General features: G+C 37.7%; 24 protein-coding genes and 1 pseudogene. 17 read left to right on the top strand and 8 right to left on the bottom strand.

The window, feature by feature from the left end:
• Positions 1-7: 7 nt before the first annotated feature.
• Positions 8-324: pseudogene (locus tag AC3Z9T_RS09165) on the bottom strand (integrase core domain-containing protein); the annotation flags it as partial.
• Positions 325-425: 101 nt separating this feature from the next.
• Between AC3Z9T_RS09165 and AC3Z9T_RS09160 the strand changes: the two are divergent.
• The 5 genes from AC3Z9T_RS09160 (at position 426) to AC3Z9T_RS09140 (ending at position 7,698) form a co-directional block, all read left to right on the top strand.
• Positions 426-1,187: an IS5 family transposase gene (locus AC3Z9T_RS09160; protein WP_490125867.1), complete on the top strand. Its 762-nt coding sequence runs from the start codon at positions 426-428 to the stop codon at positions 1,185-1,187.
• 3 nt (positions 1,188-1,190) lie between these two features.
• The gene (locus AC3Z9T_RS09155) at positions 1,191-2,189 is read left to right on the top strand and encodes an N-6 DNA methylase (RefSeq protein ID WP_490125866.1); all 999 of its coding nucleotides are present in this window, start codon (positions 1,191-1,193) and stop codon (positions 2,187-2,189) included.
• Positions 2,186-3,148: a restriction endonuclease subunit S gene (locus AC3Z9T_RS09150; protein WP_490125865.1), complete on the top strand. Its 963-nt coding sequence runs from the start codon at positions 2,186-2,188 to the stop codon at positions 3,146-3,148. The genes AC3Z9T_RS09155 and AC3Z9T_RS09150 overlap by 4 nt, the downstream gene beginning before the upstream one ends.
• Before the next feature lie 243 nt (positions 3,149-3,391).
• The gene (locus AC3Z9T_RS09145; protein ID WP_490125864.1) at positions 3,392-6,634 is read left to right on the top strand and encodes a type I restriction endonuclease subunit R; all 3,243 of its coding nucleotides are present in this window, start codon (positions 3,392-3,394) and stop codon (positions 6,632-6,634) included.
• A gap of 44 nt (positions 6,635-6,678) precedes the next feature.
• A complete protein-coding gene (locus AC3Z9T_RS09140; protein WP_004922886.1) occupies positions 6,679-7,698 on the top strand; it encodes a restriction endonuclease in 1,020 nt (339 codons plus the stop codon).
• Positions 7,699-7,869: 171 nt separating this feature from the next.
• Here the strand turns inward: AC3Z9T_RS09140 and AC3Z9T_RS09135 are convergent, their stop codons facing one another.
• The 3 genes from AC3Z9T_RS09135 to AC3Z9T_RS09125 form a co-directional block, all read right to left on the bottom strand.
• Positions 7,870-8,295, bottom strand: a complete 426-nt coding sequence (locus tag AC3Z9T_RS09135; protein ID WP_004922880.1) for a hypothetical protein — start codon at positions 8,293-8,295, stop codon at positions 7,870-7,872.
• 85 nt (positions 8,296-8,380) lie between these two features.
• On the bottom strand, positions 8,381-9,178 hold the full coding sequence (locus AC3Z9T_RS09130) for a DNA translocase FtsK (RefSeq protein WP_159287718.1): 798 nt from the start codon (positions 9,176-9,178) through the stop codon (positions 8,381-8,383).
• Between the two features lie 61 nt (positions 9,179-9,239).
• Positions 9,240-9,656: a hypothetical protein gene (locus AC3Z9T_RS09125; protein WP_001967075.1), complete on the bottom strand. Its 417-nt coding sequence runs from the start codon at positions 9,654-9,656 to the stop codon at positions 9,240-9,242.
• 137 nt (positions 9,657-9,793) lie between these two features.
• Between AC3Z9T_RS09125 and AC3Z9T_RS09120 the strand changes: the two genes are divergently transcribed.
• From AC3Z9T_RS09120 to AC3Z9T_RS09110, 3 genes are all read left to right on the top strand, one after another.
• Entirely contained in the window at positions 9,794-10,069 is a 276-nt protein-coding gene (locus AC3Z9T_RS09120) for a helix-turn-helix domain-containing protein (RefSeq protein ID WP_490125863.1), read from the top strand.
• A gap of 107 nt (positions 10,070-10,176) precedes the next feature.
• Positions 10,177-10,518 (top strand): hypothetical protein, encoded by a 342-nt coding sequence (locus AC3Z9T_RS09115; RefSeq protein WP_490125862.1) that lies wholly within the window; start codon positions 10,177-10,179, stop codon positions 10,516-10,518.
• A gap of 15 nt (positions 10,519-10,533) precedes the next feature.
• Complete coding sequence (locus AC3Z9T_RS09110; RefSeq protein ID WP_121874813.1) at positions 10,534-10,845, top strand: hypothetical protein; 312 nt, start codon at positions 10,534-10,536, stop codon at positions 10,843-10,845.
• A gap of 230 nt (positions 10,846-11,075) precedes the next feature.
• On the opposite strand, the gene AC3Z9T_RS09105 is transcribed toward AC3Z9T_RS09110, so the two are convergent.
• Positions 11,076-13,334 carry an autotransporter outer membrane beta-barrel domain-containing protein gene (locus AC3Z9T_RS09105; protein ID WP_490125861.1) on the bottom strand — a complete coding sequence of 753 codons (2,259 nt, stop codon included), beginning with the start codon at positions 13,332-13,334 and terminating at the stop codon, positions 11,076-11,078.
• Positions 13,335-13,974: 640 nt separating this feature from the next.
• On the opposite strand from AC3Z9T_RS09105, the gene AC3Z9T_RS09100 reads away from it, so the two are divergent.
• Complete coding sequence (locus AC3Z9T_RS09100; protein WP_285219813.1) at positions 13,975-14,409, top strand: DUF2787 family protein; 435 nt, start codon at positions 13,975-13,977, stop codon at positions 14,407-14,409.
• A gap of 70 nt (positions 14,410-14,479) precedes the next feature.
• Entirely contained in the window at positions 14,480-14,995 is a 516-nt protein-coding gene (locus tag AC3Z9T_RS09095) for a hypothetical protein (protein WP_490125860.1), read from the top strand.
• 36 nt (positions 14,996-15,031) lie between these two features.
• Here the strand turns inward: AC3Z9T_RS09095 and AC3Z9T_RS09090 are convergent, their stop codons facing one another.
• Positions 15,032-15,610 (bottom strand): hypothetical protein, encoded by a 579-nt coding sequence (locus AC3Z9T_RS09090; RefSeq protein ID WP_336432128.1) that lies wholly within the window; start codon positions 15,608-15,610, stop codon positions 15,032-15,034.
• 203 nt (positions 15,611-15,813) lie between these two features.
• Here AC3Z9T_RS09090 and AC3Z9T_RS09085 point away from each other — a divergent pair, with 203 nt between their 5' ends.
• The 3 genes from AC3Z9T_RS09085 to AC3Z9T_RS09075 all read left to right on the top strand — a co-directional run bounded on the left by AC3Z9T_RS09085 (position 15,814) and on the right by AC3Z9T_RS09075 (position 18,665).
• The gene (locus AC3Z9T_RS09085) at positions 15,814-16,032 is read left to right on the top strand and encodes a helix-turn-helix transcriptional regulator (RefSeq protein WP_336432127.1); all 219 of its coding nucleotides are present in this window, start codon (positions 15,814-15,816) and stop codon (positions 16,030-16,032) included.
• A 10-nt stretch (positions 16,033-16,042) separates the two neighbouring features.
• On the top strand, positions 16,043-16,885 hold the full coding sequence (locus AC3Z9T_RS09080) for a hypothetical protein (RefSeq protein ID WP_140179235.1): 843 nt from the start codon (positions 16,043-16,045) through the stop codon (positions 16,883-16,885).
• A 91-nt stretch (positions 16,886-16,976) separates the two neighbouring features.
• Positions 16,977-18,665, top strand: a complete 1,689-nt coding sequence (locus AC3Z9T_RS09075) for a DUF927 domain-containing protein (protein ID WP_490125859.1) — start codon at positions 16,977-16,979, stop codon at positions 18,663-18,665.
• A gap of 75 nt (positions 18,666-18,740) precedes the next feature.
• On the opposite strand, the gene AC3Z9T_RS09070 is transcribed toward AC3Z9T_RS09075, so the two are convergent.
• Positions 18,741-19,271: a hypothetical protein gene (locus AC3Z9T_RS09070; protein ID WP_490125858.1), complete on the bottom strand. Its 531-nt coding sequence runs from the start codon at positions 19,269-19,271 to the stop codon at positions 18,741-18,743.
• 1,238 nt (positions 19,272-20,509) lie between these two features.
• On the opposite strand from AC3Z9T_RS09070, the gene AC3Z9T_RS09065 reads away from it, so the two are divergent.
• The 3 genes from AC3Z9T_RS09065 (at position 20,510) to drt3b (ending at position 24,527) form a co-directional block, all read left to right on the top strand.
• Complete coding sequence (locus AC3Z9T_RS09065; RefSeq protein WP_490125857.1) at positions 20,510-20,989, top strand: hypothetical protein; 480 nt, start codon at positions 20,510-20,512, stop codon at positions 20,987-20,989.
• A 153-nt stretch (positions 20,990-21,142) separates the two neighbouring features.
• Positions 21,143-22,492: an antiviral reverse transcriptase Drt3a gene (gene drt3a / locus AC3Z9T_RS09060; protein WP_004922852.1), complete on the top strand. Its 1,350-nt coding sequence runs from the start codon at positions 21,143-21,145 to the stop codon at positions 22,490-22,492.
• Entirely contained in the window at positions 22,485-24,527 is a 2,043-nt protein-coding gene (gene drt3b / locus AC3Z9T_RS09055) for an antiviral reverse transcriptase Drt3b (RefSeq protein ID WP_004922849.1), read from the top strand. The genes drt3a and drt3b overlap by 8 nt, the downstream gene beginning before the upstream one ends.
• A 482-nt stretch (positions 24,528-25,009) precedes the next feature.
• Here the strand turns inward: drt3b and AC3Z9T_RS09050 are convergent, their stop codons facing one another.
• A complete protein-coding gene (locus tag AC3Z9T_RS09050; RefSeq protein WP_071599661.1) occupies positions 25,010-25,240 on the bottom strand; it encodes a hypothetical protein in 231 nt (76 codons plus the stop codon).
• A 91-nt stretch (positions 25,241-25,331) separates the two neighbouring features.
• Between AC3Z9T_RS09050 and AC3Z9T_RS09045 the strand changes: the two genes are divergently transcribed.
• The gene (locus AC3Z9T_RS09045; protein ID WP_349485766.1) at positions 25,332-25,934 is read left to right on the top strand and encodes a tyrosine-type recombinase/integrase; all 603 of its coding nucleotides are present in this window, start codon (positions 25,332-25,334) and stop codon (positions 25,932-25,934) included.
• The last annotated feature ends 106 nt before the right edge of the window (positions 25,935-26,040 follow it).

Here is a 26,040-nt window from a genome sequence, read left to right as displayed (position 1 = left end):
TTTAGTCTTAAAGACCAAGCTTATTTTTTAACACTTCATACGGTGTTTTACCAGCATGAGCTGAGTGGGGGCGATGACAATTATTAAAGCCTCCCATTCAGCTAATTTTTCATGTAAATCGACATCATCCTTATAATCGATTAATTGATAAAACTCTTGTTTATCTGTTAAATGAGAACGCTCTACTTTCCCATTTAATCTGGGGGTAGCTGGCTTAATATAAACATGCTCCATCCCGAGATCATGAATATGCCAATTAAATTTTGATTGGAATTCGTGGCCATTATCCGTTCTAATCGTTTTGATTCTAAAAGGAAATTTATTTACAACGTAATTAGAGCGTGTTGATCTTTTCGGTATAAAAAGTAGACAGCAAATGGGGCTGTTATAATGGTTTCGCCAAAAATCAAAAAAAACACCCCCAAATGCCGAGACTTATGTTAACAGATGATAGCTGGAAGTTACTATCAAAGATCATGCACCTAACCGGACGTATTTATAACAAACCAGAACATAGAATGACCCTTGAAGGTATTTTATTCCGAATAAGAACAGGCATTCCATGGCCCGATTTACCTCGTCAATTTGGTGAATGGAATACGGTATTTAGACGTTTTAACCTTTGGTCAAAGAAAGGCGTAATGATGGAAATTTTCCAATTTCTATCTCGCTTCAATGATCCTCAGTGGCTATTTATTGATGCCAGTATCGTGAAAACGCATCAAGATGGAGCCAACGTTAAAGATGCTTCAAAGCAGGCTATAGGCAAAAGTCGAGGCGGCAACTCAACTAAAATACATTTAGCGGTAGATAGCAGTGGTCTTCCGGTTCATTTTGAGTTGTCAGGTGGGCAAGCCCATGATGTGAGTTATGCAGAAACATTGGTTACCTCTTCACCGGAAGCCGAAGTTGTTATTGCAGATAAAGGCTATGACTGTGAAGCCTTACGACAGTTGATAAAAAGCCGTCGGGGTCAGCATGTCATCCCAAGAAAAGGGAATAGTAAACAAGGGAATAAAGATATTGATTGGTGCTTATATCGACATCGTCATTTAGTTGAAAATGCCTTCCTAAAAATAAAGAAATATCGAGCAGTGGCGACTCGGTATGACAAATTAGCCCGAAATTATGAAAGTGTTGTTGCTTTAGCATTTTCAATCATGTGGCTCCCAATGTGGGTCGATTGAAATATGCACTACAAAGATAAACACGCTCTAGTTCACATGCTAGAGCCTTATGAAGGGCGTATTTTTGACCCATGCTGTGGTTCTGGTGGTATGTTTGTTCAATCAGAAAAATTTGTTGAATCCCACCAAGGGAATATTGATAACATTTCCATTTATGGTCAAGAGTCTAACCAAACCACATGGCGTTTGGCGAAAATGAACTTGGCTATTCGGGGTATTAACTCTGAGCAAGTAAAATGGAACAATGAAGGCTCGTTTTTAAACGATGCCCATAAAGATTTACGTGCGGATTTTATTATTGCGAACCCGCCATTTAACGTTTCTGATTGGTCAGGTGAACAATTACGTAAAGATGCCCGCTGGCAATACGGTGCGCCACCAGCAGGGAATGCAAACTTTGCGTGGATGCAGCACTTTTTATACCACTTGTCACCGAAAGGGCAAGCGGGTGTGGTACTAGCTAAAGGCGCGCTAACCTCGAAAACATCGGGTGAAGGCGATATCCGAGCCGCATTAGTAAAAGATGCTAACGTGATTGATTGTATAGTTAACTTGCCTGCTAAGTTATTCCTAAATACGCAGATCCCTGCTGCATTATGGTTTATGCGCCGTGATCGTAATAACTCATCGGTGTATCAAGATCGTAGTGATGAAATTCTATTTATTGATGCGCGTAATCTGGGTCATTTAATTAACCGCCGCACTAAAGTGTTATCGGATGAAGATATTAAGCTGATTTCTGATACCTATCATAATTGGCGTAATAAAGATGGCGAATATGAAGATGTTGCGGGTTTTTGTGCATCTGTTGCTATCGAAAAAGTGGCTGAGCTGGATTATGTACTCACACCGGGTCGCTATGTGGGTCTTGCTGATGAAGAGGATGACTTTGATTTTAAGGAACGTTTTACTGCATTAAAAGCCGAGTTTGAAGCACAGTTAGAGGAAGAAACAAAACTCAATCAGGCAATTGCTGAGAATCTGGCAAAGGTGATGGTATGAGTGAGTGGCAGAATACAACATTAGGTGATGTTATTACTTTGCATTATGGTAAGGCTTTAAAAACGCAAAATAGAATAGTAGGGAATATCCCAGTTTATAGTTCTGCCGGAATAACGGGATACCATAATGAGCCTTTAGTTATGAGTAAAGGTATTATTATTGGACGAAAAGGGACTGTGGGAAAAGTATATTATTCTCCAGAACCTTTTTGGTGTATAGATACAGCATATTATGTTTTACCAAATGAAACTAAATATGATTTTATTTGGCTATATTACCAATTAGGAACGATTGGTTTAGAAGAGCTTAATGAAGATAGTGCTGTTCCTGGCTTGAATCGGACAACTGCATATAGTCAGGATATATTAATTCCATCTATAGCTGAACAAAAAGCCATTGTTTCCGTTCTCTCCTCATTAGATAACAAAATCGACTTACTTCATCGTCAAAATAAAACCTTAGAATCAATGGCCGAGACACTTTTTCGTCAGTGGTTTGTGGAAGAGGCGCAGGATGATTGGGATGTCTATTCTCTAGAAGAAGTATCTACAATTTCAATTGGAAGGACACCACCAAGAAAAAATAAGCATTTATTTTCCTCAGATATTAATGATGTTAAATGGTTATCTATAAAAGATATGGGAAAATCAGGTATTTACAGAATGTATACAGAGGAGTTTTTACCAAAATCGACAATAGAATCTTTTAAAATTCCTATCATTCCGACTAATACAGTTGTTTTGAGTTTTAAAATGACGGTAGGTAGAGTAGGAATTACACATGAAGAAATGGTTTCAAATGAGGCAATTGCTCAATTTAACATCAAAAAAATTATCTCTACTGAGTTTTTATACTGTTTTTTAAAACAGTATAACTATGATTCATTAGGTACAACATCATCAATTGTTACCTCAATAAATACAGGTTTAATAAAATCAATTCAATTCAATTCAATTTAGTATCCCTAATGACACAAAAGTAGCTGAATTTACACAAAGAACAAAGCCTTTTTTTGAAAAGGTGAAAAAAAATCAAATGGAAATCCAAACATTAGAAAAACTTCGCGATACCTTGCTCCCTAAATTAATGAGTGGGGAAGTACGCGTTAATTATACACCAGAAGAAATAAAACAATAATCGTATTAGGCAGTGTCACTTTGGCGCTGCTTTTTTATTCCCTTTTGCTAAAGGATGACAAAATAATGTCAAAAATGACAGAATCCGATATTGAAACCATGAGCATAGAGCAGTTGCAAGCTCTAGGCTATGAATATGTGTATGGTCCAGACATTGAGCCATCAGGTAAAAATCCTCTGCGTACTTATCAGCAAGTCATTCTTCAGCAAAAAGTATTAGAAGCGATACAACGCTTAAACCCGCATTTAACACAAGATAAATGTGAGGAAGCCTTAAAACAAGTCACTCAGATTAACTCGCCTGATTTAATGGCAAATAACCTGAGTTTTCATCGTTTATTGACAGAAGGAATTAACATTGAAGTCAGTAAAGATGGCAATACTCAAGGTGAATATGTGTGGCTGGTGGATTTTAATCAAGCGGATAATAATGAATTTCTAGTAGTCAATCAGGTCACCATTCGAGAAGATCGCAAAGAACGTCGCCCTGATGTGATTATCTATATTAATGGTTTACCCTTGGTGGTCATCGAACTGAAAAATGCGATTGATGAAAATGCCACCATTGAAGGGGCATATAATCAAATTAAAACCTATCAACAACAAATTCCTTCATTATTTACTTACAATGCCTTTAGCGTGATTTCTGATGGATTAGAGGCAAAATCAGGGACTATTTCTGCCGATTTTAGCCGCTTTATGGCATGGAAAACCCATAATGGCATGACTGAGGCTAAAAATACTCAGCCACAACTGGAAGTGTTAATTCAAGGCTTGCTTAATCCTGTTACGCTATTAGATATGATCCGCTATTTTATCGTATTTGAATCCAGCAAACAGGAAGACAGTAACGGTATTATTTCTATTAAAACGGTCAAAAAAATGGCTGCCTATCACCAATACTATGCGGTGAATGCGGCGGTACTTTCGACCATTCGTGCCTCGAATGTCAATGCGAATTCACCGTCTGCGGAAGTAGCGTTACGGCAACAAGGTAGGAACCAACAGCACCTTGTTTTAGAACAAAAAGCAGGAGATAGAAAAGCAGGTGTGGTATGGCATACCCAAGGTTCGGGTAAGTCTCTTTCCATGGTCTTTTATACGGGTAAGATTGTTTTAGCCCTCGATAATCCAACGGTTGTGGTGATCACCGACCGTAATGATTTAGACGATCAATTATTTGGCACTTTTTCTTCTGCGGTACAACTGTTACGTCAAACCCCGAAGCAAGCTGAAAATAGAGAAGAATTAAAAGAATTACTGAAAGTTGGTTCAGGTGGCGTGATATTTACCACTATTCAAAAATTCCAACCTGATGATGGCAGTAGCGTTTATGAATTACTGTCTGATCGCAGTAATATCATTGTCATTGCTGACGAGGCGCATCGTTCTCAATATGGTTTTTCAGCAAAAGAAGTCGATGTGAAAGATGCGCAGGGTAACGTTGTCGGTAAGCGCACTGTTTATGGCTTTGCAAAATATATGCGTGATGCTTTACCAAATGCCACTTACTTAGGCTTTACGGGCACACCCATTGAAAAAACAGATGTCAATACTCCCGCGGTATTTGGTAATTATGTTGATATCTATGATATCGCTCAGGCTGTAGAAGATGGGGCGACAGTGCCTATCTACTATGAAAGTCGTTTAGCAAAAGTCCAAATTAGCGATGAAGGACGAGAGCTGATCGAGGAATTTGATGAAAGCTTCACAGATGAAGACTTAACACAGACTCAGCAACAACGGGCTAAATGGGCGCGAGTTGAAAGTATTATTGGCAGTAAAGAGCGAATCAAAGCGATCGCTAAAGATTTAGTCACTCACTTTGAAGAACGGTTAGTGGCGAATGCTAATCACGGTAAAGGCATGGTCGTTGCTATGTCTCGGCGTATTGCTGCGGCATTGTATAAGGAAATCGTGGCACTCAAACCTGAGTGGCACAGTGATGATCTCAATGATGGTGTGATTAAGGTCGTGATGACGTCTTCCGCATCTGATGGCCCAGATATCGCTAAACATCATACGACGAAGAAAGACAGGCAAGTACTCGCTAATCGCATGAAAGATGAAGATGATAAGTTAAAATTAGTCATTGTGCGTGATATGTGGTTAACGGGGTTTGATGCACCGAGTATGCACACGTTATACATTGATAAACCGATGAAAGGGCACAACCTGATGCAGGCGATCGCCCGTGTTAACCGAGTCTATAAAGATAAATCAGGTGGCTTGGTTGTCGATTATTTGGGAATTGCTGCGGATTTAAAATCAGCATTATCATTTTACTCAGATGCGGGGGGTAAAGGTGATCCTGCCCTTACCCAAGAAAAAGCCGTTGAGGTCATGAAAGAAAAATTAGACGTCCTTGACGGAATGCTCTTTGGTTTTGATTATCGTGAATATTTCACCGCATCCACATCCCGTAAATTAGCCATAATTTTAGAAGCAGAAGATTTTATTTTAGGGATTGATGAAGGTCAGGGGAAAGTGCGTTTTTTAACGGCGGTCACCGCTTTATCTCAAGCCTTTGCGTTAGCAACACCACACCCTGAAGCGATGGAGGCAGCACCTGAAATAGCCTTTTTCCAAGCGGTAAAAGCCAGACTGAATAAGTTTGATTCAACTGGAGGAAGTGGCATTATCGGTGATGACAGCATGGAAGTTCGCGTTAAACAGACCATTGATCAAGCCTTAGTGACCGATACGGTGGTGGATGTGTTTGATGCTGCGGGGATTAAAAAACCAGATATATCGATCCTTTCGGATGACTTTTTAATGGAGATGCAGGATTACCAACATAAAAATATCGCGTTGGAAACCTTGAAAAAATTATTAGCAGATGAAATCAATGTGCGAACAAAAATGAGTGTTATTCAAGGTAAAAAGCTGATGGATATGCTCACTGGGGCGATTAAAAGCTATCAAAATAAAATTTTGACGGCAGCTGAAGTCATTGATGAGCTAATAAAATTAGCAAAAGATATCAATAAGCTTGATAGTGAAGCGAATGACCTGAATTTATCACCTTATGAATATGCTTTCTATATGGCTGTGGCTGAAAATGATAGTGCTCAAGAACTAATCGGAAAATCAAAACTAAGGGAATTGGCTGTTGTACTAACTGAAATGATCCGTAATAACGTCACATTAGATTGGACTATCAAAGAGTCTGCAAGAGCAAAAATACGCGTTATCGTTAAGCGGCTACTTAACCGTTATGGCTATCCGCCTGATATGTCTACATTGGCAACAGAAACCGTCTTGGCACAAGCGGAGTTGCTATCGAATGAATTGTTGAAATCAAATTAGTGGGTTTTACTTTAACCGATTGATCTTTAAGCGGGAATAAATTGATGAGTCAAAAAATGTGGATGGTTCGTGGTGATTCAGGGAAGTTATATGATGATTTTCGAGAAAAAGAACTGGTTGGTTTAGGCTGGTCTGGCTTAGCTCCATTATTGAAAATTGGGCAACCTAGAAAAGAGATACTGAAATTATACCGTCAAGTAGACCCAGCAGCGAAACTCGGTACAGCACGTTCAGGCGCATCTCAAGTATGGCGTTTTGTTAATGAAATTAAAGTTAGCGATTGGGTAATCACTTACTCACCTGCTAACCGCACCTATTTATTAGGGCAGGTTGTTTCTGAGTTTCAATATCGTGCTGATCTTTGTTCTATGGGGATGGGAATTGCGCGTCAGATTAAATGGAATACTGATGAAATTGATCGGGATACCTTATCAACTAAAACCAAAAATACCCTAGGTTCTACATTGACCGTTTTTAAACTTCCTGATTTTGCAGTGAAAGAATTATTGGGTAATAAACCATTATCTGACAGCGAAAAAAACGCTAATATTTCACATGCAGAAGATGAAGAAATGATATCTGATCCATTAAAGGATATGGAAATTCAAGCGTTAGAACGTATTAAAGATAAAATCATTACCCTTGATGCGGATGAAATGGAATTATTAGTTGCCGGTATTCTGCGTGGGATGGGATATAAAACCCAAGTTTCGCCAAATAGTGGCTCAGATAGAGGCAAAGATATTATCGCATCACCTGACGGTTTTGGATTTGAAAACCCAAGAATTGTGGTTGAAGTTAAGCATCGTAAAGGGCAAATAGGCAGCCAAGATTTAAGAGGATTTATTGGTGGGCGTCATCACGATGATCGTGGCTTATATGTCAGTACTGGCGGCTTTACCAAGGATGCTCGCTATGAAGCTGAACGATCAAAAATCCCGCTATCACTTTGGACATTAGATGATTTAGTACGCACTTTGATTGAACATTATGAACAGGTTGATATTGAAACGAAGTTACTGGTGCCATTGAAGAAAGTTTTTTTACCAGTCTTATCTGATTAATTTAGCTATAAGAATTTTAGGTTAAGAAGTCCATTTTTATCAGTAAGAGTCAAGTTAATTGCTTAGAGAAAATATAGACTTACCATAGCTAGTGTTGAATATAGGGAGCAAAATGCTCCCATCATAAATCGCTTATTTATCGTAATGTATTCATACATTGTTTATTTAGCGTTATCTTGAGACGGCTATTTTTTTGTATGTACCATCCATTGCCCCGACAGCCCCTATACCGCATTGAGTCGAGCAACCAAAATTTGTTTTGATTGCTATCTTTCCAGCTTTATCCATAGAAAATTCCATTTTACAATATTGGTCTCCATAGTCACTATCTGTGCTGACTAGCGCTGTAGCATTCCAAGTATTTGACGATAAGTCTCTTTCTGTAATATAGGCTGTTCCTTCAGCTTCGCAGACATACATATCAACATTGGCATTAATCTGGAAATCGAACTTTGGCGCATCATTTTGGCTTGGTGTTATTTCTAGTATTCCATGTTTGCTTTTGTATTCTGCAGGATTTTGGAAAGGTGAGTTAGCTGCCTGTGCTGTTGATAAGAAGGTGATTACAGTGGCAATGACTAGTGATGAATATTTCATATTATTCCTCTAAATATTAATGCGGTTATACAAGGTGATTTATGCCTTACAGATTACGATTATTAATACATTAGACTCAAAATTATTAAAACTGGCTTTTCCAATAAATTAGATATCGCAAATAATCCCCGCCATCCTCTTGCAGCCCATGCACCAACGGTTTCATGCTTTTATGGGGTAAATCAGGCCATTCGCCAATCCCTCTTGGCTGATGAATATTTTCTTCACTTAGGCTTTCCCATCCTGCTTCATTTGGCACCCATAAACCTTGCCATTCTTCTTGTGCTATTCGAGGTAGCTTCCAGCAGGGCTGATAACTAATTCGTCCATGTTGCCGCAGTACGTCCAACGGGGTTTCAGGGCGCAAAGTAGCAAGAAAACGGTAAGAACTGGCGTTGTTGCGGAGTGTATCCTGATAAATGTCATCGCTGTGCGTATCAATCAGGTATTCAAACGGAGAGACAGATTTCAATATATTGGCTGTACCACCTTCGATCTCGATTTCTTCAACCCAGACCACAATACGCTGCCAGACGATAGCCTGAATCAAGCAACGGTATTCTAGGGATTGCGTATCCAGCGGTGATTCAGTGAATAAGGGTTCTTGCACTGTTTCAATAGGCGTAGCAAAGGCTGATGCATCAAAAGGCCGATAGTGAGTTGGGTATCCGAGCACTTCACGATAATCATACTGATTTAAGGGGGTAATCACACCCAAATACTCCAATTGATCAATAATGCGTTCAGCACGGTGAAATCCTATCCGAAAATAGTGCTGTAAACGCCTCGGTGAGGCTCTGTTAATGAGAATGACATAATCAATAGCTTTAGCCGTTAATGGGTCATAGCTGCTGTCTAGCATGTTGTGGTGAGATAACTGCATAATGCCTCTGAGTCAGTGACGAAAATACAGTTATTAAAATAACAAAAGATATCAAAAGATACTAATCTAATTCTTCCTGTTTCATTGTGAGTGCATTTTTTAATAACGCTTTTCTTTTCTCAACTGACAGTGATTTGTAGATTTCAAGTAAAAGGTTAAGATCTGCACTTTCAGAAGATAGTGTGTTTTGCTTGATGAGCTCTTTTTCATCCGTGTTTAGGATCACCTTAAATGCATCAATATGATAGAGGTCGCCGCGCTTATTCGGGTTCTTCTTGCGAAAGTGGGGATGAAGGGCTGTGATTGACTCTAGACGGACTCTAACGCCTTTCGCGGTGGTAGGGATATCCATATCTTTATATTCAGGGTAACGTGTTGGATCGTCTGCTTTTTCTTTTCCTATAGCAGCTAGCTCCCCACTGGTAAACCAGAGCTTGGGCGCATTATCCATTTCAGTTAGTTGTTTTTTATCAGTCATGATTTTTATAAATCCCATACATATCAAAAGGATAAAATAACCGCACTAGAAAGATGTTAAAATCATAAAGATATCTATTGATAATTCCCTTTAATTGGTTTTTAATAGACGAGGAATTAAACAGTGGAGTTATTACTATGTCTAACCCTGTAGCATCTCAAAAAAAGCCCCGAAAAGGAAGCGCTGCGGATTGGCACCGTGCGGATATTGTGGCGGCTTTACATAAAAAAGGGGTCACACTAGCGCAATTATCTCGTGAGCACGGTCTTTCTTCTCGGACGTTAAATAATGCGCTAGAGCGAGCGTACCCAAAAGCTGAACAGATCATTGCGGATGTGATTGGCACGGCTCCCGAAACAATATGGCCGAGTCGTTACATCAACAAGCCACCTTCTAATAATCATGGACGGTAATTGAAATAGCCTAAATATTTACCAGTGCCTATCGGTAAGGTATTACACCCATTCTAGCACCAACACCATGGAAAAAACCCTTAATTCATTTAATTGAAGGAACAGTCATGTCTATCAAAAATAAATTGCAAAAAATTCGAGAAGAAAACGAAGCGAAAGGATTAAATGATCCGGCTTTATTTAAACAGTGTTTGTTCAACGGTGGCTTTGGATTAGCTAAAACCTTTTGGCTATTTTGGTTTTTACCGATTTTATTCTTAAATATCGTTGAATTTTTTATTACTAAAAAGGTGACATTAAATAAAGTGGAAGCATTGATTCTCATTTGGGATGTTTGCTGTTTTTACTTTATCGTTAAAATACCTGATCGCCGTGCTTGGTCTTACGTGGCGTTGGTTGTGATTGCACTCGATATATTAGCAGGAATAACCGTGAATTTTCTGCTGTAAGGTGACAATGTAAAAATGAAACTTAACCAGTGGATGAAATTAAGCATATTAACGGCGATGGTTGGTTTAACAGGATGCAATGAGAGCACTGTAAATTGTAATAGTGATGGTGCAAAAGCATTAGCGTTACAAGTGGTCAATCAACATGTCGGTTGGGCGATGTATGAGCAGCTTGAGAATGTGCGAACGCAACGTCAAAATGCAGAACGAGGCGTTTATCTCTGTGCTGCGGAAGCAACGGGAAAAGCAGGCTCTGTCACGGTAATTTATTCCGTGCAGCTCACGGATGATAAAAAAAGTTTTGTTGTTACGTTACTCAACGGTTAATTGCTATGCCAGCCTATTATTAGGTTGGCATTTTATCCTTTGACGCTTCAATATTTTCATTCACTTTCCATAAAAATATTTCCTCACGATAAAAAATCATCGACGTTGTTTAATCACACCAAAGGGAGCAATTGAGATAAAAAGTCATCTAAAGACTGATTTTTACTATCGCATGGTGAAAGTGGTTCAAATAAGCCCTCAAACTGATAGTCGAGGGCTAAGTGAAAAGGTTAGAAACTGTATCTTATCCCCACAGTGCCACTGTACGGTGTTTCAAGCTTGTTGCCTTTGGCATAATTAAATTCACCATACATGTCCAGATCTTTAACAATGTTTGTATTCATACCAATACCATATTTCCCCGTTAAGCCAGACATATCATTGGTAAAGCGTTCGGTATTATTGATAGTGACATCATTATTTTTGATAAACTCTTGGCTTGCCGCCAGACGAATATAAGGTTTTGCATTACCGCCATTAGGTAGTGTAAATTCTTTACCCAATGTTGTACCTATCTCAGCTTTTAAAGAGCGGGTTGCATTCGCATTAACATGAAGATCATTATCAAACGTGTAGTGTGTTTTTTGTCCTTGGAATCCAGCGAGTTGAACATAAGGTTCAATTTGGTACGTATTGATATTAATATGTTTCCCTCCTTCAAGAGAGAATCCAATTCCATTGGTCGCATCATTGGCTTTCGATGTACCTTGATTGAAGCGTGCATTATTCTCACTAAAGAATCGATTTCCTTTGAGTACACCATCGACGTAGTAGCCGCTATTGTGTAACCATGTCGCATAGAGGCCTAAACTGTAACTTTTGACTTGTCCGTCGCTGCTTGCTGCATCAAGAGATGAGTAGGAATAACCGAACTGACTGCCGAGGAACAGTTTTCCATTAGTTACATCAAGTTGTCGATCGCCGCCGAGGACAAACCCGTTCATGTCCTGTTTGTAGCTTGTCTGGTTATTATTAACGCGGTTACGGGCAGTTATGTATTTCAGCCACACACCATTTTGTTCAGAATCTGCGTGGAGTTCGCCTAGGCGGTTGCGTAAGACGGATAATTCGCTCGCCCAAATTGTTGGTGTGACGTTTGCGAGCATCATGGCATTGCTCGAAGATGCCGATAAATTGCCACTGCGTTGGAGCCGCCAGTCATCGCCATCTTGGTAAAGTGAATAGTTGTAAGCACCAATATCAGTATCACCAGAGAACGTATGAGCATCACTACCTTTTGCTTCAATGAAACTTGAATCTAACGCCGATGTGTTTATTTCTTTACCTTGACTGTTAATATTGACATTAAAATGCCCGTCAATAGCGTCAGTCACTTGTAATGTGTCATGCTCTCCCGATGTGGCATCTATACGCAGAGTAATGTTGTTATTGTCACCTTCACCTTTCAGTTCTTTCACGGTAAGATGCGCCGCATTGAACTCTGGTGTGCTACGGCGATAAGAGTCTTGTGAAACAGACGTCCCTTCAAATTGAATATTGGCATCATACAACTCAATGATTTCCGCAGATACATCCCCTGAGACGGTCAATGTTCCTTGCTGATTAAAGACATTGCTACCAGTGAGTGTGGCATTCTGAACTTTAGTTTCTCCTCCAATGGTCGTGATATTTTCAAGAATAGCCCCATTTTCAGCCCATATAACTCCCCCTTCATTGACGGCCACATCGGTTGCTTTTGTGTCCTTATCAAGCGCCAGTATGCCATCTTTATTAATTGTTACACCATTAGCTGTTGTTATGCCTGCATTCGTCCTAAACTCGTTGTTATCGAGGTCATTATCCACTGAAAGTTCTAGACGCCCTCCGGCATTGATGGTTGTATCCGTGACGATAGCTCCTTCTGACGCACTCAGAACACCACCATTGTTAATATGGGTGTTCTTAGCTGAACTACCATTACCGATAACAGAAATATAGGCTTCATCGGTTTTTAACCCATCAACGGCATCATTAGAGCCTACTGTTGAATTAGTGATTGTGCCCCCGTTGTTAACTTCTAATACACCGTGATAATTGACTTTTGATTGGTCGGCTGTACCACCGTCGACCTTTTGGATCCCACCTGCATTGATGATGGTGCCCGTCGCCGTGCCATAAACCCATTCTGTCGCTGAATCATACCGACTTCCATCATCAAATGACGACCCTGAACCGGTTGGATTTTTCTGTCCTGTTAAAACGGTATTATTTGATTCACCGTTTACTCGTAAATTGCCATTTTCCTTAACGGTCATATTTGACACTGTTTCCCCAGCCTCAACGGTGCAATTATCGGTCACTGTTGTGCCATTGACACAACGGCTATCATCGGCAAAGGCAGGTATTGAAGCCAGTGATGATAATGCTGAAAGTGCGATGATACCCGCTGTTTTCTTACCTTTTGCATGGGTTAGTTCAGAGACGGCAATCAACGCGTTTTGGACAGCGCTCCAGACAAGACGATAGTTTGTATTTAATTGTTTTTTCATAATGACATCTTTATTAATTGATGAAAAAAATGGATAAGCGCCCGTTAAAATAGGCGGTTACATCGATTATTAGGTTCACTTGATAACCTTTTGTAGAACAAAATAACAAAAATTTTAATTAAAAAGGGCTACAACGTGTGAACCTATCAAACACAAGTTTACAAAATATGATCTGTTTTATCTATCAATATGATCAAAACGATTGTCTAAATCAATTACACCTATCAATAATGATTTATCGATCGTTAAAAACGATCGGTCATGGGTTGCTGAGATTCTAATGTGAGTGAAAATTTAAGGGAGGCAGTCTAATTATTTGGGTATAACGCGAGGACAAGAGGTGATAGGGAGGGATCCTTTGGGTAAATGGCGTGATTCAGAATCAATAAATCTGATATACGGAAATTTTACGTTTTGGGCTAATGTAAACGTTGATAATGTCTTTATTTCAATAAAAATCACAGTACGCACATCAAAATAGCAATGATGGCTAAATCCCATAACTATCTGATTTAAAACAATAAACAGCTTTACTTTGCTAGTGGTTATGGTAAAATATTAGCATGGCACTATACCCAAAATATGATTGGGTTGTGCTTATACAGTTTATTTCCATTTTTTTATTTAAAGGCAACTTTATATGACTATTCATCAGTCAGGGCTACGCTTGCCTATCGCACAAGCTTTTAGCCAATTATTATTACATGAACTGAATAATTCAGTGATTAACTCAGCGATTGATTTAACCACTGTTCGGGCGGTTATCTTAAATTTTCGAGACCCATTGTATAGTGCTGAAACAGGCGGTTTCCATCCTGTCGAAATACGCTTGTTACGGCTCCATGAGCAATGGCTGTTTGATTATGTGACTGATTTTTCATTCATGGGGAACTATTATCCTGAGCTTGAAAAGGAACTCGATATTTGTTGGTCGCAAGGTTATGTTTATCATTTTATGATGGGGGATATTGATGAAGAAGAGGGCGGAGCAATGTTTGAACTGTGGCAACGCAATTTTATTCAATACCACAAAATGAAATGTTATGAAGTCAGTATTCAGTGGGAAACCCACTAATTAATTAAAAAATAATACCAGCGCTGGTTATTCCATAAAGTACAGTACAATCAATAGAAGGTTTGAATTGATGTTGATACCGTCCAAGCAAGGGGATTTAGATTGCCTTTGTGGGATTTACAGTCTGGTGAATATGAGTACATGGTTCTATGGAGAGCGCATTAAACCCCGCCCGTTATTTAACTATCTTTTGCGTGAATACAGCGAGTATTGGTCACTGTACAAGTGTTTAAGTCAAGGTATTGATATTCCTGAAATGGATTACTTGATTAAGCGCCTAACCTCAAAATACCCATCACAAGCCCCTCTACACGTCACCACGCCATTTCGTTACAAAGATGGACTTACTATACAAAAAATACTATCTACTTGTCAGGCTTTCCTCGGTGCTCATACAACGTCACGTCGGCTTATTCTTCTGGGGGATCAGTGGCATTGGTCGCTGGTGGAGCGTATGGACAGTGAATATCTCTATTTCTTTGATAGCCACCAGCAAGAGAAAGTGAGCCGCACCTGTTATGGTTTACGAGGTAACAAGGTACGGCGGTTGTATAGTGAATCTGTTTATTTTATTGATTTAAAATAATTAAACTGATGGGGATGGTATAATGCGAATAAAAGATCATTTTTTACGATTGCTAAGTTCATTAAGGTATTTGATATCGTCATTCAGAGCCTGAATATCTAATAAGTCCACAACCTCTTCCAACGTCCATGGTGCCTGTTTATATCTTTCACCGCCTTTAATTAGGCTATTAGGTGTTGGATAGTGTTTATTCCGCATTTTTTCAAGAATATCTGTGGGGCTATCACCATTCTCTTTTAAAAATTGAGCTACTTGGTATAGATCATAGAGTTGTTGGCTATAAGGTTTTACAGCAGGTAAAATATGCGGTTCATTCTTTGTTTTGATCATATTGTTATAAGCAGTATTAATACAATAAGTTATTACTCGGCTTACTGAATCAATCTCTTTACGCCCTGCAAAATTGAGATCATTTTTTTGCTGAATCTTATAAATTTCTTCTAATTTTTTATAAGTGTCCTTCCCTAAGTAGATCTTAGCCCGCTTAAATCCTGCTTCAGCGTATCTTTTCGCTAATTTAGCTTTATTTTCTGCATCAGCTCGACGCTTTATCTCGTTTTTATCTTCAATCTCAGTCTTATCGATTTTATTATTGGTTTTTTCGTTGTTTTTCACTGAATTTCCTTATTTTCGCTCATTTATCAAACATTTCAACCGCAAAGAATTGGTTGTTTTTTGACCTGTAAGGAGGCTTTTATCGTTAGTTTAAGAGAAGCGGATCCTTACTTTTTATAACTCCTATTTTAAATGGAAAGTCAGAGTAATAAAGTAAATTTTGGGAGCCGCTTCTCTCAAATTCTGTGTGTTTGGAGTTTGCTATGATTGTGTCATCAACGAAAGGGGGAGTAATGGAACATCGTAAATTGATTAAAGCTAATGAGGTGTTGAGGCGTTGTGCTATCAGCAGAGCAACACTTTATCGTCTAATTTCGAAAAAGTGTTTTCCAAATCAGGTTTCAGTGACGGGATCGAGGTCTGTCGCATGGCGTGAAGACGAAGTTCAAAAGTGGATAAATGAACGTCCATATAGCAAATAGTAGGATCAATATGAATCGAAAGCACCCAATACCTTTGCGTAAATTGGATGATGAGCTCGAAACTTTCGCTAAGGCCTTACCGAACTTTGAAACAGTAAAAGATGTACGTCAAGAACGAGAGTTGAGGATAATAAAGCTAACGCGTTATTTATCTAAGAATAGTCTGAAATTAATGAACAAGCTTGAAAATTGTCACCCAGAATACCCTTGTAATAGTGCGGCTTGTCCTGAGTGTATAAGAATGCATCGACTGGAGATGACTAAAGAGGTCATGACAATATGCAGTAATCTGGACGAGTGGAAAAGTGTCACGTTGATTTTTTATCAAGATGCCATTAGTAATGATGATTTTTGGGGCTTTGATTTGAATAAACTAAAACGGCGCTTAAGGCGATGGCTAAACGACTGTGGCTTTTCAACGATGGTTATTGGTGGATATGAAATGGATTTTCATACAGATGTTCAAAAATGGTTACCTCATTTTCACCTTATTGTGCCAAATGAACCCGATGCAATTAATAAATTACGCATTAAAATGAAAAGTCAACAAAATGCAGTATTTAGACAAAAAATTATTAATCGACCAATCTTAGTTAATAATTTAAAAATACCAGAAAAACAAATTAGCTATCATTTTAAATCAATTTGGTGGCGAATTGAATCTATAAGCTATGATGAAACGATCAAAATAGGTCTTAAAGTAAGGAAAAGAAAGCGTAGGACAAAAAAATTTAGACTGAAAAAGAAAGAGTATATTCAATCATTATTGATGTTGGATAAGATAGGTATTTCTGAATTAACGTTTATGTATAAAGTAAAAAAATATGGGAGTCATTTAGTTATTAAAGATTAAATCTTATTTTTTTTGTTGGTTTAATTAAATTTTCACTCGATTAAATTGAGCGGGTTATTATATCTAAAATTCAGTTTTTATTAAAGGTAATATGATGAAATTAAAGAAGAAATCATTAAAAAATAATGAGTATGAATTATTCGTTACTTTATTAGGACGAACTAAAATATCTCAAGGTGCAAAATTATCATACCGCCTTATGAAATTATCATACCCTAATAGTGAAGAGTCAATATATACATTATTTGAATCTGCCATATTGGCGAAAGAGAGTGATACTAAAAAATATCTCTTAAAAATAGGACATACTGCCAATGTTCCAAAAGAGTATTGGACAAAAGCACATCAAGAATTAAGTCAGGATATTGAACAATATATTACGTTATGTCACAAGCCTGGTTATTATCATCATCGCTATTTATGTGTCAATGATAAGGTTCTTGGAAAAGGGGATAAGAAAGCAGATATCCTCATTTTACACCCTGATGTAAAAAAACACTTACCTGTTGAAGATAAACAAGGAACGTTGAAAGAATGGAAAAAAGAAGTTGCTCCTTACGCGTTATATAGTTCTCGTATTTTATTGGCGATGTGTTGTGGTTTTTCTGGATTTATTTTGCACCTTCTTGGAATGGAGGGCGGAGGGTTCCATCTATGGGGAACAAGCAGTTATGGAAAAACGTCTTGCGGCTATATAATTGCCTCGTTGGCTGGTGATCCGCTGTATGTGATTGTCATGTGGAATAACACGGATAAAGGCTTAGAAGAAATTGCAGTTGCACATAATGATAGTTTTTTAGTACTTGATGAGTCCAAATTGCTTGATAAAGACACTATCGTTGCCGCAAAAACAATGCAAAACCGTGTTTATACTATCTCTGCTGGTAAAGGCAAAACACGTTCAGCTCTGTATGAAAATCAGGTAGCGGAATGGCGTGAAAGTATTTTCAGTACAGGCGAGGTGAGCCTTCAACAATTAGCTGAACAAGGGAATATCGAGCGCCTTGATGGGGAAGGTGTGCGTATGATTGATGTGCCAGCTGATGCGGGATGTGACCTTGGTGTATTTGAAAATCTACCACCGAATATGAAATCTGCCAATAAACTGGTCGATAAAATTAAGCAGGTCAGCCATCTTTATTATGGTTCAGCAAAACCTAAATTTTTGAAATGTTTAATTGATGATTTGCAAGAAGACGAAGAAATTCTCAAGGCTAATATCGAAAAAAACATTGAGTACTTTCTGGAAAGAACTGGGGTTAATTATCGCTCGGGGATTCAATTAAGAACGGCTAAACGCTTCGCTGTTGCTTATGCTGCGGGTTGCCTTGCGATTGAATATGGTATTTTACCTTCTACGTTTACAAAGTCAGTTATCGGTAAGGGGATCCGTAAATGTTATAAGGATTCAATTAACGGGGTGAATAAGTGTGGTCTCGTGCCGAATGAAGGTTTACTCAAGGAGATTAACACAATTTTATCGAATCAACCCATGAATTTAATCAATAGTAAAGGTTATTCTGTGGAACAAATCGAAGAAGCAGATGCAGTGATTTCTTTAGTAAAAGGCATTGAGGTGATTGCAGTTAAACCGGATATAGTTCACCGCCATCTGGAGCAGAAGAAACAACGTAAGTACGCATTATCGACATTAACAAAAGCGGGGATACTACTCGTTGATAGCGGTAAGGAATTCAGTACTGTACCTATTCGTTATCAAAATAAAGTTGTGGGACGCCGTTACTGCTTCATTCTGGATAAATTAAAGGACATCAACTAATGCTAATGCTAAGGCGGTCAATTGACCGCCTTATTTGTATAACATTTCGCTTAATACAAATAAGGCATGGTTTTATTATACAAGAAGAGAATGAATGTAACTCTCTGCTTGTTCTCTATTCATCGGAGGTCGCTCATTGATCCCAATATCAAAGGCATTCAATGCCTCATTGAGCTTATTAATAACCTCTTCGTTGTCTCTGACACAGAGAATATACGCATTTTCGAAATTAGCTAAATCAACTAATCGTAATCCTTCTTTGGTCAAAAAGGCATTGAGGTGCTCCAAATAAGGCAGTTCGTAAGGAAGCATATAAGGATCAACGCTGACTGTATTCCAGTCTACTTCACTGAGTTCTTCCAATATGAAATCATTCGGTGATTCAGTTAAAGACAGCGTATCCAGCAGGCCGATATCAGGGTACTCGCCAAAGTATTCTTTCCATTCAACATAATCCATTAACCTCTGGGATGAAAGCGATTGATATAACCAATCCAGTACATCATCTTGGTTTTCTGTCTCAGGTAAATTATTACTGAGTATTTGGGTATTCAAATTTGGAATTGCTTTTTCCAGAATGTTAATCAAATAGCTAACTTTATCCATTTTTTCCTCAATTCAAATTACATTATTTATGGGGGAAGCAGTATAAAACAGGACATTTCAATAAGATATACATCAATATTAGTCAAAATTTAGAGGTGGTATGGCTTGATGATGAAGTCTTCGATATTGGAATATCATATATAGCCTACTTTATACTTTTAACTATCAACAATTTATTTGAATAAGTAGGCTATGGATTTATGAAACTATACCCAAAAATCAGATGGCCTTTCATAATTTCATATACATTACGTTCTGAACCATTATTGCTACCAATCACTTTTTTTGGTCATTCTGAAGTACTAAAAATAGAATAGCTATATGATGAATGTGCATGAGCTTTTTAGAAGAATCCTTCAAAGGATAGCTCTAACCTACCTGTAGATGTATTAACTCGTCTAGTTGCTGAAAATGGGTGTACAACACTACTCAAGATAGCTATGACACTTAACGTATAAAAATAATATGGGTTGAAAAAAAGTGATTGGCTGATTTAGTGATTATGTCACTGGTTAGAAATAGGGTTAGAATAAATTAAGTTACAGAGTAGGAGGTGATAATTCATTCAAATTTTTTCGTGAAAAGTTTAACTGTGTATAGCTATGTTAGCCTATTTAATGTACTAAAGACTATAAAGTAATTGTTTTGATCGTTACTTGCTCACATGATTCAAGGATTAGAGGGCAGTGAAGTCTGTGATTATGTAAGTTCGCACAGCGGTATTTGTGTGCTAGAACATGATGGATTTGTGAGTTTGCATGAGTTGTCTGATGGTGATTGGAAACATGAGTATTTGGAGATTGTGTTGAAGTATGGTTGCTAGTAGTAAATTGAAGTTAAATTAATTTTTGGGGATTAGTTTGTACTTTCTCCGCGCACAGAATCATGCTTAATTAAGTGGCAGTTCTGTGACATGAGCGGAAGTAGCTAACAACCGTCAGTGTTGTTCAACGGGGAGAGGCTCATTTAATTTTTCTGCCCTCAGGAAATGAAAAGCGCGCGCCGGATCAAGTCTGCTTCACGCGAGTGCGTTAATCCCGTAGCCGGGACGTTTTAACACCATTATGATGGCGGATAAACTTGCTGTATGAAGGTTGTGCCAGTGATACTCGCTTAATAACTACCTCAGGCGTTTCTTTTGTGAATTAGTGGTAATGAGTAGTGAATCGCTAACAGTTACCCAAACAAAGGGTGCCTGCAATTAATTCTATTTACTGAATAGGGGGAGATTATTACACATGAAATTTAAGGACAGAAATCTCAGAGCTCTCGCGGAATGTCTCATCGGAGATAATACGACATTCCTGTATCACTCAAGCAGTCGCATCACTGAATTTTTCCAGGACTGCGACATAGAGGTTATTCATGACGGATCAACTCGGTCGGCATGGACGGTCCTGAGGCTTGAAGAACTTCTTAATGAGCCACAGCCAAAGGCACATACTTTACCTGAAAGGTTTGTCCATGTACTCAGGACTTTAATGTTAAAAGAAGATACCATGGATGATGATCCCGGAAGATCAAAAGCACTTGAAGAACTGAACAAGCCCTTAATGCGGGAAGGCTATGAGGCATTCTATGGTGACGATAACCTTTTGTATATACGCCATATTGGCACCAAAACAGTCTCAGTAAGTAATAACCCTCACCGGCCCTTAACGCCTCACGAAATAAAAACGCAGAACATTACTGACCGTGTTTCTCGATACCTGCTCTGAAGATGAGCTGATAGAAGAGGTACTCCTCCCTTTATTCCGGCAACTCGATTGTTCTGTGCAACAAAGATTGACCGGGAGCGTTCTGACGGAGAAAAACGATGATAATCATGGTAGGAAAATTGTCCGTAATATTGGCCATAAAGGAGATTGAAAATGATTGACCAGTCTTTTTCAGCAAAAAACTTTAGAAGAATATACGATCTAGATAGGAAAAATAAAGGTACTATAGAAGTTGAACACTTTCCTGATGCTTATGAAATCAGGAAGAAAATGATAAGGCTGAAAGGTTTTATTTACTGGCTCGCAAGAAGACTTAAAAATGGTCAGATTAGCACGGATAAATTTGAAGAAAAGAAAGATATAATTAATTCGCATATTAAACTAAGAAAGGAACAATATAATAATGAAGTAAATAGTAAGTTGAAGATTATTGCAAGTAATGTCAGTGTAAAAGGGTATACTTTGCCTCTGACATTATTGCCACAACAAGTGAAAAATAAAAGTGTATATTCAATTGGAAATTCAGTTGAAGCATTATTTGTGTCTCGGCAAATAAAGTATATTTTAAGTTCTTTATACACAATAAAATCAAATAATAGGGATCTGATTATCAGCCGCCTAAGCGCTTTGGCTAAGGAAATGAGCCCAAAGTATATAATCAGGGCTGATGTTGAAAATTTTTATGAATCTATAAATCATAAGTCTTTATTAGATATTTTACATTCATCACCTAAATTATCTGTTCCTCCACGTCGGGTTATTACACAGTTAATTAGAAAATATCAGGATTTGACAGGGTTAGATAAAGGAGTGCCTCGTGGTGTAGGCATAAGTTCGTATTTATCTGAGCTGTATATGAGCGTTGTAGATGATAAAATAAGAACACTATCAGATGTTACTTATTATGAACGATTTGTAGATGATTTGATAGTAATCTTCTCGCCAAATAAAGGAGGGAATATAGGTGACTATCTCCCCAATATTACTAACATTATAAATGAGCGTGGCTTGCGGCTTAATAATAAAACAAAAGAGTTGGATTTATTTACGCAATCTAATAAAAACTTTGAGTATCTAGGCTATAAATTTCAGCTAACAGCTGGAGGCTGTAGTATAAAAATGAGTTCTAATAAAGTCCAAAAAATCAGGAATCGAATTGATAAAACATTTTATGAATATAATCAGAGTGTTAGTAAAACACCGAAGAGAGCGGCAAAAAATATTTTACTTAGAATGAAATTTCTTACCGGAAATACTCGGCTTTATAATAGTAAGTCAAAAGCTTTTGTTGGCATATATTTTAGCAATCGATTCATAACTGATTTATCTGATTTAAGCGGATTGGATGCTTATTTGTCGAATAAAATAAATGGATTGCAAGATCAGAAGCTTAAAAAAAGAATTAGTAGGTTTTCTTTTAAAAAAGGATTTGAAGATAGAATTTTCAGGAAATTTAGTTTCATCGAATTTAGCGATATATCTAAGGGATGGTCACATGTCTAAAAAAGCATTATCTATAAATTTCCCAATAGAGCGAGTAGTTCTTTCCGATTTTTTACCATATGAAGTTCCTATTATTTTTTCAAATAGACATTTCTACAACTTTATTGTTAAACATCAAATAAAACATGATGGATTGAATTTTATATGGTTAAAGAAAGATTGTTGTTTAAATAGTTTAATTCTACTTTTGTTGGGTCTTGAACAGAACACCGCAACAGTTGAAATAGTTGATAATGGCATTAGTTATATTCGTACACAGATCGAGCCTGCTAAACTGCCTAGTATTGCCTTTACTTTTCCAATTTCGCATAAGCATAAAGAATACAGATACTTGTCTCTGATGCACCCTAAGGGGCAGTTATTAGGTGTTGATTTTTATAGAAATTATAAAGATTTAATAACATACTATTCTAATGTTAGCCCATTTAGCCTCAGATCAGCAAAAAGGGTCGCTGGTTGTACTTACATCGATTCGAAGTCTCTTATTGAAAGTTTTGAGAAAGAAGATTTAAGTATTGAGGTTGAAGGCCAGGATTATGAAAATTTAAAATCTTTTTTTGTGTATAAGAAATATCGTAATATTTTTGAGTTTTATGAATCTGAAGATCATCATAGGTGTGAAAAACGTTTTAATTTTCTCTCTAAATTAGATGTATCTAATTGTTTTGATTCAATTTACACCCATTCAATTTCATGGGCTGTTTTGCAAAAAAGTTATGCAAAACAACACTTAAATAAAACAAAGTCGACATTCCCATTTAAATTCGATCAATTAATGCAGAGGTCGAACTACAACGAAACAAATGGCATAATAATTGGGCCAGAGTTATCTAGAATTTTTGCAGAAATAATAATGCAGTCAGTGGATAACAATATCATCGGTGATCTTAATAAAGACGGTTTAGTTCTTGGTGGGGATTATCAAATATACCGCTATGTTGATGATTATTTCATTTTTTATAATGATGATGATGTGTTTAATAAAATTAGAATAAGCACACAGAAAAATCTAAAAACTTACAAGCTAAGCTTGAATAAATATAAAGAAGAGAAATTTTCTCGTCCAATAATAACGCCAATAACTATTGCCAAGAAAAAAATAGCGAATTTGATATCTGAAAGAATATCTTATAACATTACTGACAATGGTACTCTAGAGGAAGATTCAAGGAAAGGCAATGTCTACATACATCAAAATAGTTTATCTACCGACTTTAAATCGATACTTTCTGTATCAGGCGTAACATATTCTGATATCTTAAATTATTCATTGTCTATAATTGAAAGGAAAATCAAGACACTTTTTAAAGATTATAAAGAACTATCAAAAGATGAAAGTGGCGACCGTCAATTAGTTAATGCTGTTGTATCTGTGATAAATTTCACATATTTTATATATGCAGTTGCCCCTAAAGTGAATAGTACCATAAAATTATGCAGGATAATTCAGCAAGTAATTATGTTCGTTAAAGATCAAAAAATAGGCGGGGAATATCAACACGTCGTGTTTAAATGTATATTTGATAACTCGTGTTCTATTTTAGATAAATATTCAGTTGATAAAACAACACCTATCGAGACTTTGTATTTGTTGGTGTTGATCAGACAGCTCGGAAAATACTATTGGCTAGGTGAAACAAGCTTGCTAAAGTATTTTAATATTGACTTTGATGGTGATGCCTACACATTTGATGATAACTTGAATTACTTTTCCATTACTTCTCTATTATTTTATATGAGTGATAAAAAAAGATACGATGGAGTCAGAAAACATCTTTTGCTTCATGTTGAAAATATTTATAGCATGAAGATTGATACTCTTCTAAATGAGTCTGAGTTGGTTCATTTAACGTTGGACCTAATTGCTTGTCCATACATCCCCTTTTCTTTTAAAAAAGCTTTACTTTCTCGTTATGGTGTTGATAAAACGTATGTGAAAAGAATTATCTCATTAAATGAATATTGGTTTACAAAATGGAATGATTTTGATTTTGCCAAGGAACTGGACGCGAAACTCAGCAATGCGGTATACTAAGGAGGAGCGCATCAGGCACCCATAATGGCTGTTGGCAGCCGCACACACCAGCGCTAACGGGTATGATTGCCCTATGCATGGGAGTTATACTTGGCGAGATTTGCCTGAGTCTTTCCTTTGAGGTAGCCCCCTACTATAGAGCTTTTGGCCTATATGGTAGGGGGTTGTCGCGACTAAAGTGATCTAGGTACCATCCTCCCCAGCTTGGAGATACACCAGATTAGGTACATTGGTGTCAAAAACTAACCTGATAATTCTCTTGAATACTTAATATAAATTAATCGGTGTGCCGTAACTTTGCATGGTGTCCTTGCATATTTTCGCCATGGTTGATTCGTTGATTACCACAAATATAACAAGAACATCCACAAGGTGTTTGGTAAATTTTTCCTACTATTTTCGGTGTCTTAGGTACCACAGTTCGATATGTGTCCATTTCCCCTAATAGGAGCTAAAAACTATACAGTGATTGCAGACTTAATTTACCAATAGTAAACGTTTGGACGGCGGTCCGGCATCCACACAAGACCATCTGGGTCATATCCAGCAAGTATCCGCCATTCATTTGCTCGATCATCTGCACGTCGAGGTTTGGTTGTAAATATACGGTTCCATCGTCCAGGGTTAGCACCGATCCAATATAATGGTAGATGCCTATGAGATTTAGGCGTTCCAACTGGGGGGCGGTCTTTTCGTGTATTGAATGTGCTCATATGAACTTGCCAAGCTAATTACTATGTCCGCTTCTCTCTCCTTTCTGGATAACAATCATAATTAAATCTCTACATCATAGGAGATTTAATTATGTCTAAGTCACCGTGGAATAAAAATCGTATCATTGGGCAAAAACGACCGCTTAAAATATCTCATATCTGGGGAATCCGTATTAGACTGGAATTAGAAGGGAAAATTCGCGACTTAGCTTTGTTTAATTTAGCCTTGGATAGTAAACTTCGAGGCTGTGATCTCGTTAAATTGAAGGTATCAGATGTTGCATATGGCAGTTCAGTCTCCAGCAGAGCAACAGTGTTACAACAAAAGACTGGTAGTCCTGTCCAATTTGAGCTGACTAAAGGAACTAGAGATTCAGTTGCTGCATGGATAAGAATAGCTCACTTGCATAGTGCAGACTATATTTTCCAATCCCGAGTAGGTTCTGCTCAACATATCTCTACCAGACAATACAACCGTATTTTTCATGGTTGGATTGAAAAGCTAGGCCTTGATAATTCGTTGTACAGCACGCATTCTATGCGCAGAACTAAGCCATACCTGATCTACAAGAAAACAAAGAACCTTCGTGTAATTCAGCTATTACTAGGACATAAAAAACTGGAAAGCACTGTTCGTTACCTTGGCATTGAAGTCGATGATGCATTGGAAATTTCTGAGTCAATTGAAGTATAAATCTATCAGGGCTGATAAGCAGCCCTGTGCCAGAAGCAGACCTTCAATGTGTCTGGAAACTAGGGGACATTCAGACGAGCATAGAGTTTAAAGATACACTTACTAA

This window comes from Providencia sp. 6390, from assembly GCF_058148425.1.
Note: the sequence above shows the minus strand (reverse complement) of the source record. Positions and strands in the feature narration are given on the sequence as shown.

What these genes read in the sequence shown, in the direction of transcription:
- AC3Z9T_RS09105 (WP_490125861.1), bottom strand. Translation starts at nt 13,334, where the DNA reads ATGAAAAAACAATTAAATACAAACTATCGTCTTGTCTGGAGCGCTGTC.
- AC3Z9T_RS09045 (WP_349485766.1), top strand. Translation starts at nt 25,332, where the DNA reads ATGTCTAAGTCACCGTGGAATAAAAATCGTATCATTGGGCAAAAACGA.
- AC3Z9T_RS09070 (WP_490125858.1), bottom strand. Translation starts at nt 19,271, where the DNA reads ATGGATAAAGTTAGCTATTTGATTAACATTCTGGAAAAAGCAATTCCA.
- AC3Z9T_RS09095 (WP_490125860.1), top strand. Translation starts at nt 14,480, where the DNA reads ATGTTGATACCGTCCAAGCAAGGGGATTTAGATTGCCTTTGTGGGATT.
- drt3a (WP_004922852.1), top strand. Translation starts at nt 21,143, where the DNA reads ATGATTGACCAGTCTTTTTCAGCAAAAAACTTTAGAAGAATATACGAT.
- AC3Z9T_RS09150 (WP_490125865.1), top strand. Translation starts at nt 2,186, where the DNA reads ATGAGTGAGTGGCAGAATACAACATTAGGTGATGTTATTACTTTGCAT.
- AC3Z9T_RS09085 (WP_336432127.1), top strand. Translation starts at nt 15,814, where the DNA reads ATGATTGTGTCATCAACGAAAGGGGGAGTAATGGAACATCGTAAATTG.
- drt3b (WP_004922849.1), top strand. Translation starts at nt 22,485, where the DNA reads ATGTCTAAAAAAGCATTATCTATAAATTTCCCAATAGAGCGAGTAGTT.
- AC3Z9T_RS09135 (WP_004922880.1), bottom strand. Translation starts at nt 8,295, where the DNA reads ATGAAATATTCATCACTAGTCATTGCCACTGTAATCACCTTCTTATCA.
- AC3Z9T_RS09120 (WP_490125863.1), top strand. Translation starts at nt 9,794, where the DNA reads ATGTCTAACCCTGTAGCATCTCAAAAAAAGCCCCGAAAAGGAAGCGCT.
- AC3Z9T_RS09050 (WP_071599661.1), bottom strand. Translation starts at nt 25,240, where the DNA reads ATGAGCACATTCAATACACGAAAAGACCGCCCCCCAGTTGGAACGCCT.
- AC3Z9T_RS09065 (WP_490125857.1), top strand. Translation starts at nt 20,510, where the DNA reads ATGAAATTTAAGGACAGAAATCTCAGAGCTCTCGCGGAATGTCTCATC.
- AC3Z9T_RS09125 (WP_001967075.1), bottom strand. Translation starts at nt 9,656, where the DNA reads ATGACTGATAAAAAACAACTAACTGAAATGGATAATGCGCCCAAGCTC.
- AC3Z9T_RS09110 (WP_121874813.1), top strand. Translation starts at nt 10,534, where the DNA reads ATGAAACTTAACCAGTGGATGAAATTAAGCATATTAACGGCGATGGTT.
- AC3Z9T_RS09080 (WP_140179235.1), top strand. Translation starts at nt 16,043, where the DNA reads ATGAATCGAAAGCACCCAATACCTTTGCGTAAATTGGATGATGAGCTC.
- AC3Z9T_RS09075 (WP_490125859.1), top strand. Translation starts at nt 16,977, where the DNA reads ATGATGAAATTAAAGAAGAAATCATTAAAAAATAATGAGTATGAATTA.
- AC3Z9T_RS09155 (WP_490125866.1), top strand. Translation starts at nt 1,191, where the DNA reads ATGCACTACAAAGATAAACACGCTCTAGTTCACATGCTAGAGCCTTAT.
- AC3Z9T_RS09145 (WP_490125864.1), top strand. Translation starts at nt 3,392, where the DNA reads ATGTCAAAAATGACAGAATCCGATATTGAAACCATGAGCATAGAGCAG.
- AC3Z9T_RS09140 (WP_004922886.1), top strand. Translation starts at nt 6,679, where the DNA reads ATGAGTCAAAAAATGTGGATGGTTCGTGGTGATTCAGGGAAGTTATAT.
- AC3Z9T_RS09130 (WP_159287718.1), bottom strand. Translation starts at nt 9,178, where the DNA reads ATGCAGTTATCTCACCACAACATGCTAGACAGCAGCTATGACCCATTA.
- AC3Z9T_RS09160 (WP_490125867.1), top strand. Translation starts at nt 426, where the DNA reads ATGCCGAGACTTATGTTAACAGATGATAGCTGGAAGTTACTATCAAAG.
- AC3Z9T_RS09100 (WP_285219813.1), top strand. Translation starts at nt 13,975, where the DNA reads ATGACTATTCATCAGTCAGGGCTACGCTTGCCTATCGCACAAGCTTTT.
- AC3Z9T_RS09115 (WP_490125862.1), top strand. Translation starts at nt 10,177, where the DNA reads ATGTCTATCAAAAATAAATTGCAAAAAATTCGAGAAGAAAACGAAGCG.